At 52.2% G+C, this 14,814-nt stretch carries 13 protein-coding genes; 7 read left to right on the top strand and 6 right to left on the bottom strand.

The features are described 5' to 3' along the window. The first annotated feature begins 79 nt into the window (after window positions 1-79). The gene (locus tag R70723_RS19610; RefSeq protein WP_372238228.1) at window positions 80-895 is read left to right on the top strand and encodes a lipase family protein; all 816 of its coding nucleotides are present in this window, start codon (window positions 80-82) and stop codon (window positions 893-895) included. Here R70723_RS19610 and R70723_RS32190 read toward each other — a convergent pair. The 3 genes from R70723_RS32190 to R70723_RS19625 form a co-directional block, all read right to left on the bottom strand. After that, window positions 887-1,774 carry an alpha/beta fold hydrolase gene (locus R70723_RS32190; RefSeq protein WP_052421389.1) on the bottom strand — a complete coding sequence of 296 codons (888 nt, stop codon included), beginning with the start codon at window positions 1,772-1,774 and terminating at the stop codon, window positions 887-889. The genes R70723_RS19610 and R70723_RS32190 overlap by 9 nt on opposite strands. A 185-nt stretch (window positions 1,775-1,959) precedes the next feature. Further along, on the bottom strand, window positions 1,960-3,897 hold the full coding sequence (locus tag R70723_RS19620; RefSeq protein ID WP_039874583.1) for an FtsX-like permease family protein: 1,938 nt from the start codon (window positions 3,895-3,897) through the stop codon (window positions 1,960-1,962). Next, window positions 3,894-4,649, bottom strand: coding sequence for an ABC transporter ATP-binding protein (locus tag R70723_RS19625; RefSeq protein WP_039874586.1), 756 nt, complete (start codon window positions 4,647-4,649; stop codon window positions 3,894-3,896). The genes R70723_RS19620 and R70723_RS19625 overlap by 4 nt, the downstream gene beginning before the upstream one ends. A gap of 193 nt (window positions 4,650-4,842) precedes the next feature. Between R70723_RS19625 and R70723_RS19630 the strand changes: the two genes are divergently transcribed. Next, on the top strand, window positions 4,843-5,781 hold the full coding sequence (locus R70723_RS19630) for an amidohydrolase family protein (protein ID WP_039874587.1): 939 nt from the start codon (window positions 4,843-4,845) through the stop codon (window positions 5,779-5,781). On the opposite strand, the gene R70723_RS19635 is transcribed toward R70723_RS19630, so the two are convergent. Genes R70723_RS19635 through R70723_RS32195 form a run of 3 tightly spaced genes read right to left on the bottom strand, consistent with a single transcriptional unit; the run spans window position 5,773 to window position 7,957 of the window. Further along, complete coding sequence (locus R70723_RS19635) at window positions 5,773-6,780, bottom strand: sensor histidine kinase (protein ID WP_039874589.1); 1,008 nt, start codon at window positions 6,778-6,780, stop codon at window positions 5,773-5,775. The two genes, R70723_RS19630 and R70723_RS19635, sit on opposite strands and share 9 nt — an antisense overlap. Beyond that, window positions 6,777-7,466, bottom strand: a complete 690-nt coding sequence (locus R70723_RS19640; RefSeq protein ID WP_039874593.1) for a response regulator transcription factor — start codon at window positions 7,464-7,466, stop codon at window positions 6,777-6,779. Before R70723_RS19640 ends, R70723_RS19635 begins: the two co-directional genes overlap by 4 nt. A gap of 41 nt (window positions 7,467-7,507) precedes the next feature. Continuing rightward, window positions 7,508-7,957, bottom strand: a complete 450-nt coding sequence (locus R70723_RS32195) for a hypothetical protein (protein ID WP_052421390.1) — start codon at window positions 7,955-7,957, stop codon at window positions 7,508-7,510. 196 nt (window positions 7,958-8,153) lie between these two features. Here R70723_RS32195 and R70723_RS19650 point away from each other — a divergent pair, with 196 nt between their 5' ends. The 5 genes from R70723_RS19650 (at window position 8,154) to R70723_RS19670 (ending at window position 14,813) form a co-directional block, all read left to right on the top strand. Then, entirely contained in the window at window positions 8,154-9,008 is an 855-nt protein-coding gene (locus R70723_RS19650; RefSeq protein ID WP_039874596.1) for an AraC family ligand binding domain-containing protein, read from the top strand. After that, on the top strand, window positions 9,005-9,919 hold the full coding sequence (locus R70723_RS19655) for a DMT family transporter (protein WP_039874600.1): 915 nt from the start codon (window positions 9,005-9,007) through the stop codon (window positions 9,917-9,919). The genes R70723_RS19650 and R70723_RS19655 overlap by 4 nt, the downstream gene beginning before the upstream one ends. Before the next feature lie 129 nt (window positions 9,920-10,048). After that, window positions 10,049-11,158 carry an ArsR/SmtB family transcription factor gene (locus tag R70723_RS19660; RefSeq protein ID WP_039874603.1) on the top strand — a complete coding sequence of 370 codons (1,110 nt, stop codon included), beginning with the start codon at window positions 10,049-10,051 and terminating at the stop codon, window positions 11,156-11,158. A 59-nt stretch (window positions 11,159-11,217) separates the two neighbouring features. Then, the gene (locus R70723_RS32200; protein ID WP_052421391.1) at window positions 11,218-13,020 is read left to right on the top strand and encodes an ABC transporter ATP-binding protein; all 1,803 of its coding nucleotides are present in this window, start codon (window positions 11,218-11,220) and stop codon (window positions 13,018-13,020) included. Further along, complete coding sequence (locus tag R70723_RS19670) at window positions 13,017-14,813, top strand: ABC transporter ATP-binding protein (protein ID WP_039874606.1); 1,797 nt, start codon at window positions 13,017-13,019, stop codon at window positions 14,811-14,813. Before R70723_RS32200 ends, R70723_RS19670 begins: the two co-directional genes overlap by 4 nt. Window position 14,814: the final 1 nt, after the last annotated feature.

Here is a 14,814-nt window from a genome sequence, read left to right on the forward strand (position 1 = left end):
TACTGATCGTTCTTAATACTACAGGCACCAATCCGCCCATTCCGTCATACATAGTGGTAATAGGAAGGGCGGGATGCGGGTGAGGAACAATAGCGGGTTTGAGCGGCGGGCCATTTTTCTGGCAGCTGTTTGCAGTCAGACGTATGTACAGTTTAATAATCCGGACGGCTTATTTGTAGTACCGCAGAATTATACGCTTAGACATACCATCTACGCCAAAGCCTTCGGCGGCAGGCGCGAACGGTTCGGCTTTATCCTGGAATCTCCGGATGAGATTATCGTTGCCTTCCGCGGCACCAGCCAGCAGGCCGACTGGATATCCGATCTGATTGCCTCGCAGCGCAGCTTCAAATATATCAAGCAGGACTGCCTGACCCACCGGGGATTCACCGACATCTACGCCACCGCCAGAAACGAGCTCATTTCGGTACTCTCCACCCTGCCATCCTCCAAATCCTTAACCATCACCGGACATAGTCTCGGTGCAGCTCTTGCCACCCTGTGTGCAGTAGATACAGCTGCCAATACCGCATTCACTTCACCGGAATTGTACACCTATGGTTCACCCAGAGTCGGGGACCCTGCCTTCAAAAAAGCATTCAGCTCCTATATCCGTACCAGCTACCGTATCGCCAATACTTTTGACGCTGTAACCTTTGTTCCGCCTACCGTCTACAAGCTGCCCAAGCGGGACAAAAGATATTATTACAGCCATGTTCCCGAGCTTGTCACCCTCACCTTCCAGCTTGGGGCAGTCGGGCTGAATCATATCATCAGCAGCTACTTTGCCGAGCTTGCCAAGCTTGAGCCGGCGTATGCCGGACAGCTGTGCCGATCTAATCCCGGTTTCTGTCCGGCCACCATTCCCGCAGTCGTACCTGTCCCTTTACGCTAAAACAGAATGCCCGCTGATAAACTGTAGTAGAGTTTGTCCCGCCTCCGCCGGCTGCAGCAGCCAGACATAGGCATGCATGGAACCGGAGATCTGTGCAACCTCTGCCTGCTTTACCAGACCGGCAAAGTGCTTCAGGCTGCTGCAGACCCGCTCATTCGCCCGCTCCGCTTCACTCGGCATAAACAGCACCGGACATTGAACCTGCCGGTAGTAATCCTCAAACTTTGAATCCCAGAATTTCTGAATATACTCTGTGCGTACACTGTTCGGGTAGCTGTAGGTATACCTCCCGTCTTCCAGCTGCTGCAGACTGTTCTCATAGAACGGCTGGAAATACGCATTCCACAGTCCTTCACTTTCCAGCCCGGCACGCTCTTCAGCGACATACTCCTCCCTGCTCGTAAATACAGGTTCCTGCATTTCTGCCAGCTCAGCCCGCATGATCTCTTTCTTCTGTTCAATCTCCTCAGGTGACCCGTTAAATAAACCGTGCTCACCGAACTCATTACAGAGTGCCCCTTCGAGAATCAGCGACTGAACCAGCTCCGGATGTGCGGCAGCCAGGCTTAGGCCGACCTCCGCTCCCATTGAGCTGCCGACAACATGACAACGTTCCACCTGCAGCTCCCGGAGCAGCAGATACAGATCCTGTGCCATATCATCTATATGATAGCCGGTCTGCGGCTTATCTGATTTGCCGTGTCCGCGCAGGTCCGGCGCGATAATGCTGTACCGCTCAGCAAACTGCGGGAGCACACCGTTCCACATGTGCAGATTACCGCCGCTGAAGTGGAGGAACAGCACCGTTTCCCTGCCCTTTTCTATTGAATGCATTACGTTGAGCCCCATTTGGCCCAGTTGAATGATTTCCTCAATCATAATATGATGTACCTCCTATGTACGGCTTGCTTATACACCGATCGAAGATTCTGTATCGCCGGCGTATCTCGTAAAGATATGTAATATCCGGGAACCTGTCAACGATATTTCTGCTATACCCGGCACAAAAAGACAGCCCAGCATCCGCCGGGAGCGGGCTGAGCTGCCTCTTTCATCAGAACCGGTTACAGTGAATCCTTGATCACACGCTTGTAATACAGCACAGACAGGAAGCCAAAGATCGAGTATAGCACCGTGTACAGCAGCATCACCAGAATCATCGGCGTCAGCATTTCCGTACCGAAGAAGAACCAGCCGGATTTGACTGCAAAATAGCTGTGGCACAATCCGATTATAAGCGGGATACCGAAGTTGAACAGCTGCTTGAACTGTATGCCGCGCAGAAGATCTCCCTGGGTAAAACCAAGCTTGCGCAGAATGGTGTATCCTCCCTTTTCCTCCTCGCCTTCATCCATTTGCTTGAAGTACAAAATACACCCGGAGGTTATCAGGAAGGTTAGGCCGAGAAAGCCGACTATGAACATGATCAGGCCCATATTGTTACGCTGGTTCAACTCATATTCATATTGAGAAAAGCTCGGATACTCCGGCTTCTGCTCCATGAAAATTTCATTGGCCTCCTCTAGCTGTGAACGGTCGTCCAGCTCAATACCGTAATATTCTGTTCTTCCCTGCTGCAGCTGCTCAGGGTCGATTCCCAGAACCAGTTCATTGAATACTGTCTCATCAACAACGAAAATCCCGCCGCCTCCGCCGAAGTAGAATGGCAGTACCCGTGTACTAGAGCTCCCTACGTACTGTTGTTTAACCGCACCTGCAGAAGTTATGAAGCTTACTTCTCCGCTGCCGCTGAGAGACATGAATTTTTCCAGGGCACCGCCATAGCCGACAAGCCTCGTTTCACCCGGCTTCAAATCCACATCCTCGAGATCACTGTCGCTGATAACAACGGTTTGCAGCAATCTATCCGATCGGGCTGTAAAGGCTGAGGACTTCATAATGCCGGTTGCATCAACCTCCATCCAGCGGGGATGCATCATAATTTCTCTGTACTTAATATGCTCCGTCTCAAGCGCCTGGACAAACTTATCCTTCACAGCTGCCTCTGTAAATCCGAAATGATGCGGGGAGCTTTCCTTTGCTGTAGCCTCCGCAGAGTAATAAGAGATATAGCTGAGCGACAGCAGGCCAATTGCAAGCGCGGATACAGTCGTGATGATTGTCAGCAGCAGCGCATTTGATTTCATCCGGAACATGATCGAGGATAGCGAGAGCACCTCATTGATCGACAGGTAGCCCTGCCTGCTCTTGCGGATGGCATTGAACAGGAAGCTGACTGACCCTTTATAGAACAGATACGTCCCGATAATGACCAGGGCAAGGATCGTAATCATCGCCGTCATCAGCTCAGAAATGTCTGTATATTTGCCGCTGAACAGCTGGGTTGAAATGTAATAGCCTGCTCCGACAAAAGCTAAACCGAGCAGTCCGAGAACAATCTCCCACAGCGGCATTTTGCGGATACGTGTCTGCGTGGTTGCATTTACTTTGAACAGGGACAGAATGCTTTGCCCTTTGATAAACGTATAGTTCATCAGCATAATCAGCACATAAATTGCCGCAAAAACAATTAAAGTCCGCACCAGCGCCTCTGACGAGAACCGCAGCTCGGCCATCGCGTCGATCTCCAGGATTTTGAACAGGATCATCAGAATCAGGCGCGACATGGCAAATCCGGCGGCAATCCCGGCAACCATTGATCCAAAATAGAGCATCAGGTTCTCGGCGCTCAGCAGTCTGAAGATTTTACCTTTGGTGAGTCCGATCAGCTGAAATAATCCGATCTCCCGGCTGCGCCGTCTAATAAAGATCGTATTCGCATACAGCAGGAAGATCGCAACGATGGCAACCAGCAGGATCGAAGAGGTTCCGATGGCTGCGCCGCCTTTTACCGAACCGGCAACCTCGTCCATAGATGGATCAAACTGCAGGGTAACGAAGGAGAAATACAGGGCCACACTGAAAATAAGCGCGAAGACGTACAGGTAATAGTTTTTGATGTTCTTTTTGAGATTGCGGTAAACAATATAATTCAGGTTCATGACTGGACACCGCCCAATACGCCCTGGGTTTTGATAATATCGTTGAAGAAGGACTGCCGCGGTTCATCCCCCTTGTTCAGCTGGGTGTAAATTTGCCCGTCGCGGATAAAAACGACCCGGCTGCAATAGCTCGCCGCCACCGGATCATGCGTAACCATCACAATGGTCGCCTGGCGTCCCCGGTTCATGTCCGACAGCTTGTTCAGCAGGTCAGAGGCGGATTTGGAATCCAGCGCCCCAGTCGGCTCATCGGCAAAAATAATACTCGGCTCATGCACGAACGCCCGAGCTGCTGAAGTCCGCTGCTTCTGCCCGCCGGAAATCTCCGACGGATATTTGTTCTGCAGCTCGGCAATGCCCAGCTCCCCCGCTACCTGTGCAAACCGCTGATGCGCCTCCTTCTTGGAGATTCCGGTGATTGAGAGCGGCAGCAGCACATTTTCCTTGACGGTTAAGGTATCAAGCAGGTTATACTCCTGAAAAATAAACCCCAGATGATGCTTGCGGAACTCCGCCAGCTGCTTCTCCTTCATTCCGGTGAATTCCTTGCCTTCAATTTCTATTGTCCCCTGGCTGACCCGGTCGATGGAGGACAGCACATTCAGCAGGGTTGTTTTGCCTGAACCGGACGCGCCCATTATGCCGACGAACTCGCCTTTATCCACCTGCAGGTCGATCCCCTTCAATACTTCCTGCTTGTTGAATTTATTTCCGTAGGTTTTGTAAATTTTATTGGCTTGTAAAATGACCACTTCGCAACCACTCCTTTTCTGTACCTCAATCATACCGGGGCCGGGGCTTACGTTCCTGCGTTTCACCTAACAATATGAACGGGCATGTGACATTATTGTCACACGCCCGTTATCAGCGAAATGGAAGTAACATACAATTCACGCCGGATATGCTATATTCAGGACAACCATACTGCTCTGACGGGAGGATGCTATGAAACAGCCGTTTATCGCTGCCCTGGAGAACCGTTCACTTGCTGAGCTGCGCCGGATTCCCAAAAGCGATCTCCACAATCACGCCGGAAGAGGCGGGAATTTAAAGTACATAGAAGCCTGGGCTAACATCACCATTCAGCCACATTCGGGAACTTTTGCCTCACTCGGTGAAATGCAGGAATGGTTCGTGCGCAGCGTGAAGAGCCATTGCCCCGGAATGGAGGGATACCTGAAACGAATCGAAGCAGCCTTCGTCCAGGCCGCAGATGACGGAATTGAGCTGCTTGCACTCAGCTTCGGTATAGATGAGATCGGCTCGCTCGGCGGCATAGAGTCCTTTATCCGCATTATGGACAGCCTGCGTCAGCGTTATGCCCCAGAGACTGCGTTCCTGCCTGAGCTTGCCTTGGACAGAGCCGGCAATACGGATGCCATTCACGGGCATCTGGATGAAATTTTCTCCCGTCAATGGTTCCGCTCCATTGATATTTGCGGCCCCGAACTGGCGCAGGCAATCCGGAATTTCCGCTCCATCTACCGCAAAGCCAAATCGGCGGGACTGATGCTCAAAGCGCATACCGGCGAATTCGGCACTGCCGATGATGTGCTGGAAGCAGTCGTGGAGCTGGAGCTCCAGGAGGTGCATCACGGCATCGCCGCCGCAGCCTCACCGCAGATAATGCAGTGCCTGGCTGATCAGCGCATTCGGCTGAACGTATGCCCAACCAGCAATGTAATGCTCGGACGGACCAAAGATTATGCCAGCCATCCAGTCAGAAAGCTGTATGATGCCGGTGTTTCGGTGACCATCAATACTGACGATCTGCTGATTTTTAACCAGAGTGTGTCTGAGGAATATCTTAACTTGTATCTATGCGGCTTAATGTCGGCGGTGGAGCTGAACGAAATCCGTGAATGCGGGCTCCGTTCAGGCTGATCCGCCCGTCTTCACAAAATCATTCTCCCGCGGAAAGGTCAGCGTAAAGACTGTACCCTTTTCAGGCTCCGACTCCACGCTAAGGCTGATCAGCAGCGGCTCTGCCACCTGCCTGGTCAGGTATAGGCCCATGCCGGTGGCCGCGCCCTCCTGACGGCCGAGCACTGAGGTAAATCCTTTATCAAAAATACGCGGCAGGTCCTTTGGAGTAATTCCCTTGCCTTCATCCTTAATGATCAGCACCACATGCCCGTCCTGTCCGCGGCTCTGCACTACAATATCCGAAGCTTCACTGTACTTCACGGCGTTGGTCAGCAGCTGCCGGAGCATGAAGCCCAGCCACTTGCCGTCCGTCAGCACCGTTTCAGCCTCAAGCTCAACATCGAACCCGATGCCCTTGGGGATACACCACGTTCTAAGCCCCCGGATTTCTTTGTTCAGAATGGGCTCAAGCGCTGTATGCTCAATGAAAAGATCGTTACGCATGAACGGAATCCGCTTCTGGTGCAGCTGCTGGTCGAGCAGATGGTGAATCCGCAGCCATTCGTACATCATCTGGGTCTGCAGCGTTTCATCCGGAATGCGTTCGATCATCAGCTGCATCGCTGTGAGCGGTGTCTTCACCTCATGAATCCAGGCCAGCAGATCGTCCTTTTCCTCCTCCAGCAGCCGGAAGTTCACCGCAGATTCCCGCCGGTAGCGTTCCGTCTGGAGGGTTACCGCATCCTGCACAATTTGCTCAAACGGACTGTCCGCCTCCCGGAACGCCTCCAGATCATACACCTGATCCCAGGCCTCCAGCGTCCTGTAGAACCGGGTTTCCTTCTGATACCGGAAGAACACAAACAGCGTGCAGAGCAGCACATTCAGCAGCACGATATAGAGCAACGGCAGGAAAGGGATCGACGCATCTACAAAAGCCACGAATAGGATCAGCAGCTGCATTCCGGCCAGCAGGCAGAGCCAGCTTCTTTTTTCAGCTATGTATTTGGTAATCATAATGCCGCCTCTTCAGTTGCCATGTAGCCCTGTCCGACCCTGGTTTCAATGTAAGCGTCGAGCCCGAGCGGCTCCAGCTTTTTGCGCAGCCGGTTCACATTCACGGTCAAGGTATTGTCACTCACAAAATGCTCATTGTCCCACAGATTCTTAATTAGCTCCTCACGGTCTACAATCCGGTCCTTGTGCTCAACCAGAATTTTGAGGATGAACATTTCGTTTTTGGTCAGCAGGGCTGCACCCTGGCTGTTGGTTACGGTATTTTTCACATATTCAATCGTCGCACCGCGCCATGTTCTCAGCTCTGTCCGTTCGGTGCTGTAGTTATACACCCGCCGGAGCGTTGCCTGGATTTTGGCGATCAGCACATCGAAATGGAACGGCTTCTGCATAAAATCATCGGCCCCCAGCTGCATCGACATCACCATATCGCTCGGGTGGTCACGCGAGGACAGGAAAATAATCGGCACATTGGAATGCGCCCGGATCATCCGGCACCAGTGAAAACCGTCGAACAGCGGCAGCTGAATGTCAATAATGACCAGCTCCGGCTGAACCGCCGTGAATTCCTGCAGCACCTTGGCAAAATCGGTGACACCGTACACTTCATACGACCACTGGGATAAACGCTCCTTGATTTCGGTAAAAAGGGTAACATCGTCTTCGATCAGCATGATTTTGAACATATAGGGTACTCCGTTTCAGGGTTTTGTCTTATTAACTACACTTACAGCCAGCGCTGAAAATTCTTATGGGCAACTTTAATTTGCCTCTGCTCCGCCCACTCCGTCAGCGTCTTAATGTCATTGACATTTTCAAAACGGAAGCAATTTTTATAGGGAACCAGCACGTTCCCCTTAGGTCTGATGCCGATAACAGGCGTAAAATAACCTCTCACAAAAACAGTCTTGATATGGTCTGATGCAATCGTCCTGTTGTTAATGATAAGGCTATCCTGATTATAAATAATGTCAAAGGATTTTCTGGCTGCAAAAGCGCGGTATATCAAAATAATCTCCACAACAATAAAAAGCCCAAGAATCGCCGATGTTATAAAAATATGGAGAAAATCCGCTTGAGTAAAAATGTAAATCCACAGCATTACATTTACACTTATCGCTGCCAGATACATTTTTTCTGCAGGCGCTTTGGCGTTGCATACTATTGGATCTTTCATATACATCTCCTCCTGCCGTATCATCGGCCCTTCGGACTGCCCGTCACTGTCTCCAGACCTTCCTGCTCCAAACATTATACTATAAACTGGTAAAAAACGGTCGTTACCCTTTCACGGACCCGCAATATCATCCAAGAACTGAGGCCGGCTCCTGTATTATAATGGCCTTACACTACAAAAAAAGAGGGTGAAGCTGTTGTCCCGCGAGGTACGGACCGTCGTTTTTGATCAGGATTTGAAGCTGGAAGCCTGCCGGTTTGAGGGGATTATGCAGAAGTTCCCTAATCATTTTCATGACTATTATGTCATTGGTTTTATCGAACAGGGCAAGAGACTGCTGCAGTGCGGCAATGAGGAATACATTCTGAACAGCGGAGACGTCATTATCTTCAACCCGCAGGACCCGCACTCCTGTGAACAGGTGGACGGGCGGACGCTGGATTACCGCTGTATTAACGTTCAGCCGGAAATCATGCGCCAGTTTGTGCAGGAGATTACGGGGAAAAGCGGATTGCCGCGCTTTACACAAGCTGTATTGTTCCAGAGTGAGCTGGCCGTACCGCTGCATGATCTGCACCAGATGCTGTTAGAGGAGCAGGCAGATTTTCAGAAGGAGGAGCTGCTGCTGTTTCTGCTGGAGCAGCTCCTGCAGGAATATACGGAAGAAGCCGGTACAACCGATCCTCCCGGGGAGGTTACTGCAGAAATCAAAAGGGTCTGCCGGTACATAGAGGAGCACTACACAGACACCATTACGCTGGGTCAGCTGACGGAATTGACGGGACTTAGCAAGTATCAGCTGCTGCGGATGTTCACTAAGCAAACCGGGATCTCCCCCTACCGTTACCTGGAGACGATTCGTATCAATCAGGCCAAACGTCTGCTGGAGCAGGGGACCCTGCCGATGGAGGTTGCCCTGCGGACCGGATTCAGTGACCAGAGCCATTTCAGCAACTTCTTCAAGAAACTGATCGGCTTAACGCCTAAGCAATATCTGCGGGTCTTTACCCGGCCGGCGGAAAAGGCGGCACTTGAGGTGACCTCCTCATGAGCGCTAAACGTAGCGCCACCACCGGGCATCTGCTGGCTTTTATTACGATTCTTACTTGGGGGACCACCTTTATTTCGACCAAGCTGCTGCTGGCTGATTTTACACCGCTGGAAATTCTGTTCTTCCGCTTTATTCTGGGCTATGCCGTTCTGTTCCTGCTTTATCCGCGGCGGATCCGGACGGGCTCCTTCAAGGAAGAGGGACTATTTATTGCGGCCGGGCTCTGCGGTGTGACCCTGTATTTTCTGATCGAAAATATTGCCCTGCTCTATACGTCCGCGTCCAACGCCGGTGTCATTGTGTCCATCGCCCCGTTCCTCACCGCTGTGATTGCCCATTTTGCTTTACCGGACGAACGGCTTACCCCAGCCTTCATAACAGGCTTCCTCATTGCCCTTAGCGGCATTGGCTGTATCCTGCTGAACGGAAGCCTCACGCTGCAGCTGAATCCGCTCGGTGACCTGCTGGCTCTGCTGGCTCCCGTCGTCTGGGCTGTGTACTCTGTACTAATGCGTAAAATCAGCGCATTGCAGCACAATACCATCGGTGTTACACGCAGAGTGTTCTTCTATGGCCTGCTGGGTATGCTGCCGGCTCTGCTGCTGTCCGATTTCCGCTTCGGTCTGGACCGGTTCCGGGATCCCGCCAATCTGGGGAACCTGCTGTTCCTCGGTCTGGGCGCTTCCGCCCTGTGCTTTGTAACATGGAACCGGGCAGTCGGTATCCTTGGAGCGGTCAGAACAAGTGTATACATTTATCTGGTACCGGTAATCACCGTGGCGGCAGCTGTGCTGTTTTTGCAGGAAAAGCTCTCCTGGGCTATTGTACTGGGCACTGCACTTACTTTAACGGGCTCCGCTATCTCAGAACATAAACCCAAAACACTCTCCGGCAAAGAAACCGCTTTGTAAAAAAAAACGGAGTGATTTTTATCCTATGCGCTTTTTCAGGTATGGGTTATTTTAACATTAAGTGATAACTTAATATTGTGGAGTTATATCAAACATTCAATTTTTATTTTAATTTATAAGGTGGTCCAGATGAAACCTGCACTTAACGAGCAACTCAGGAATAATATCCGCTTCACCTATAACGAGGCTTTGGAATTAATCGTTGCGATGGGGATGACGGCTTGCGGAGAACAGATGTATGCCATGGCTCAGGATTACAAGATTGAAATTGACTCCATAGCTGATTCCTTCTACGAGGATACCAAGGCCCGGCTGTCACCGCACACTTTTCGCGAGCTGCAATTTTTCTTTGGCCATAATTTTCTCCATAAGACGCTGGACTTTGGTTTCTATGTATCCATTTGCAGCAATCCTGAGCCGCAGACAGCGGAAGACTGGATTAGATCACTAGAGGCCGTACCGGCGGGATGGATGCTCACAGAGATGGTATTCGGGGTTTATCACGATAAGCTGGAGGAGCTGCTGCAGGGAAGGGATTGGGAAGGATTAAAAGGCAATCTCAGCCTGCTGGCCGCATTAGTCAGGGATACTCCTCCGCATCAGGAGGTCCTTCAAACGCAGGAACCGCTGCTGGAATGCCTGGCCCACCCGGAAGAATGCAAGCAGCGGTATATGCAGCTTCTCCGCCAGTTTTACAAGGAGGTATTTATCCACTGGAAAAAGCAGCTGCAGGAGCGTTCTGAGCAGGCCTCCGCCCATTACGAGGCAGTATTCACTGCCAAGCCTGAGCAATTCATCCGGGAAATCCACAAAAATGAGCCTGACATTTTCACAGCCGTCCCCACTGCCTTTCATGTGAGCCAGGCGTCACAGGTCGGGAATCATTTCTTGAACTTCACTACAGAGACTGGCAATGTAGGCTGGGTTATCTTCGGTATCCATAATGAGCGGGTATTCGGCCCGGCTGCGGACCGTGAACAGACAGAGCTGTTCCTGAAGGCCTTTTCGGATAAAAGGCGGCTCGATTTTGTGCTGCTGCTGAAGGAGCGCCCGCATTACGGCCAGGAGATCGCCTCCGCGCTCGGCATTACACCGGCAGCCGTGAACTATCATTCCAACTTCCTGTTCTTCCTCGATCTGATCAGTGTGAAACGGGAGGAGCACCGCTTATATTATCATCTGAATACAGAGCGGTTAAAGGAGCTGCTGGCCCTGACTGCAAAAGTTATGTTGGATTAGAGCAAATTCAGGCAGCATTCTGCAATAGGGGTTATATCTGATAACAGGGAGGGTCTCCATTGAAGAGATCAGCAGCTTCCGGCACGTTCATCCGCCTGGTGAAGCTTGGCAAGCCATATATCGGCTGGTACATCGCACTCTGTCTGACCGCAGCCGTAATTTCGCTGACCACTGTCGGCATCGCTGAGGCACTGCGGCGGATTATAAATGCAGCTACAGAGCATAACGTATCCAGCCTCGCTTCCAGCGCTATATTCGCTTTAGCTATTGTACTAGTCGATGTTGTCTTTAATTTTCTAAAAAGCTATTTGGCCGCAGTGCTTGAGTATAAATCGACAACCCGTCTGCAGCTGACCCTGCTGGACAAACTGCTGAGGGTAAAGATGAAGGATCTGGACGGCTACCACTCCGCCGATCTCATCAGCCGCATTCACGATTCCGCTCCTGCGGCGCAGCAAGGCATTAACCTGAAAACGGTCGAGCTGTTCAGCAGCCTGCTGCAGATCCTCTTTCTGCTTACCTATCTGATGTCTCTTCATTTCACGCTAACCATAGGCACACTGTTGATCTGCGCCCTGCTGCCGCTGGTGATGCTGCCCTTCACCTCACGAATCCGCAGCCTGTACCGGAAAAGACAGGAAGTGGAAGCCGCCCAGCAGGTGCTGATTCAGGATTCTGTACAAGGTGCAGAAGTCGTCCGCGCCTTCTCTTTGGCTTCAAGGCTGCAGCAGCAATTCATGGAGCGGGTACAGCACTATTTCAAGTTCCATGTTCCGCTCACCCGTGCAGAAGCGGTAGGCTATAATATGAACTTTACCGTTATCTTAGGCGGTCTGCTGTATCTGCTCACTTATGGGGGATACCTCGTAATTGGCGGACGGCTTGATGTAGGGGCGGTGGCGGCATTTCTGATCAGCTTCGAGCAGATAACAAATCCGGTCTCCAGACTCTCCAATCTCTGGACACAGCTTCAAACCTCCCTGGCCCAGGGCAGCCGTATCTTTGAACTGTTTGAGCTGCAAAATGAACAGGCCGGGCAGGAACAAGACATACAGAAGCAGAGGTCCGGGCAGCAGCAGGACAATGTAACAGCAGGTCTCAAGGGACTGCCTATCTCCTTTAACAACGTTAGCTTCAGCTACAGCGGCAACATGGTCCTGCAGCAGGTGCAGCTGGTTATTGAGCCGGGCAAAGTGACCGCTTTAGCCGGACCAAGCGGAAGCGGAAAAAGCACGCTGCTCCGCCTGCTTCTGGCAGAATACGAGCCTGACAACGGCACCATCTGCTGCGGGTCACAGCCGTTAGGAACCCTTTCGCCGCAGGTCTGGCGCAGCAGCCTTGCTTACGTATCACAGGAGCCTTATCTTTTCTCAGGCACCCTATATGAGAATATTGCCTGGGGCAGATCCGGAGCTGCCAAAGAGGAGGTTATACAAGCTGCTCGGGACGCAGGTATTCATGAGTTCATTATGAGTACTCCGCTGCAGTATGAGACTGCCATCGGTGAACGGGGGATTACCCTGTCCGGCGGGGAGCGGCAGCGGCTATCCATTGCCAGGGCCTTTGTCCGCGGGCCGGAGCTGCTGCTGCTGGATGAACCGACGGCCGCGCTTGACAGCCACAGTGAAGAGGTTGTCCAGCAGGCGCTGCAGAAGCTGATGCAGGGCCGGACAACTGTAGTGATTGCCCACAGGCTGTCAACGATCCGTAATGCCGACACCATCTATTTTATGGAGGCAGGCTCGGTTGTCGAGGAAGGAACCCATCCGGAGCTAATGGCAATGGAGGGCAAATATTACAATATGGTGCAGTCCGTCCACCGGACGGATCATCCGCTTGTGCCGGAGGAGAATCTGATATGACGACCAGAGAAGCCGGAAAGTTACCGCTTCGCACCGTTCTGAGCCGGCTGCTGCCTTATGCCTCGCCTTACCGGCTAGGCCTGCTGCTGGCTACCCTGCTGCTTGCTGCCAGACTGGTGATGGACATCGGTTTAGCAGCCATCCAGCAGCTGTTCATTGACACCATTAACAGCGCAGATATGGATTCACTTCTCCGGCTAAGCGTTATTGTCGCCGTTGTCTGTGTCGTGATCATTCTTTGTCTGATGCTTCAGCATTATTACCGGTTTGTCGTTCAGAGCAGGATGGCCTGGGATCTGAGGGCAGCGCTGTTTAACAAGACACACCGCCTGCCGTTCCGCCAGATACAGTCCATGCATTCCGGCGACCTTACCTCACGCAACACCAAGGATGCGGAAGCCGCGATGGGCACTGTCAGCAGCATTATCTATGATTTGAGCTACAATCTTCTGCTCTGCTTTGTTTCTTTTCTCTACCTGGCTTCCATGGATGTGTGGCTCGCTCTACTCGCGCTTGGCTCAGGGCCGGTCGTCTTTTTCTCCAGCCGCTTCTTTGACCGCAAATTGCGGCAGCTGTCAACCCGGATTTATGAGGCGGAAGCTCAGCTGCGCGGCATTCTGCAGGAGACCCTCCAGGGTGTAAAGATCGTCCGGGCTTTTTCGCTGGAAATGATGCTGAAGGACAAATATGCAGCTGAGCGTACAAGGCTGAACCGTCTGGTGCTGCAGCGTGCGCTCTTAACGACACTGTTATGGAGCAGCGCCGCTTTTATCAACAATCTGGTAATGGTCATCTGTGCAGGCTTCATTGCTTACTCAGCTATAAAGGGCGGAACCTCCGCCGGGGAAGTGCTTGCATTCATCATTCTGATGGGGCGTGTCCAGTGGCCGTTTGTCCATATGTCGCAGACCTGGGGGGGTGTTCAGCAGTCGCTTGGCGCAGCAGACCGTGTATTCTCTGTTCTTGATGCACCGACTGAGGATGACATTCCGCACGGGCAACTGAGCCACCCGTCAGAGACTTGTCCGGATGAATCCGCTGCATTAACTATTTCTAATGCGTGCTACAGCCACTCCGCAGGACCGGATGATCAGGCGCCGCTGTTCAGGGATTTGAATCTGTATATCAGGCATGGTGAGACGGTTGCGCTGGTCGGTCCAAGCGGCTCCGGCAAAACAACCCTTATGCGGATGTGCTGCGGGTTGCTCAGGCCCGATGCCGGACATATTTCCGTTTACGGCCAGTCTGCAGCCGGCGGGCTTGCGGAACTGCGCAGCATGATCACTTATGTGCCGCAGTCCCCTTACCTGTTCTCCGGATCAATTAAGGACAATATTGCGTTCAGCAGCGATACGGCCAGTGATGAAGAGATCCGGGAAGCGGCCAGACTTGCAGGAGCAGATGACTTTATTCAGAAGCTGCCCGCAGGCTATGACACCCTGATCGGTGAACACGGAACAGGCTTATCGGGAGGACAGCGCCAGCGTATCGCCATTGCCCGGGCTTTTCTGCGGAATGCACCGCTTCTGCTGCTGGATGAAGCCACCTCGGCCCTGGATAATGAGTCGGAGCAGCTTGTCCAGCAGTCCCTTGACCGGCTGATGCAGAACCGGACCACGCTGGTCATCGCCCACCGGCTGTCCACTGTACGCAACGCCACCAGAATCATCGTGCTGGATAAGGGTGTTGTTGCCGAGGAAGGCACACATGACAGTCTGCTGTCCAGCAACGGAGTATATGCGGAGCTGTACCGGCTGCAATTTAAGGAACCGGTCGCCGAAGCTGTCCATTGAG

It is taken from the genome of Paenibacillus sp. FSL R7-0273, from assembly GCF_000758625.1.
Classification (GTDB): Bacteria; Bacillota; Bacilli; order Paenibacillales; family Paenibacillaceae; genus Paenibacillus_AQ.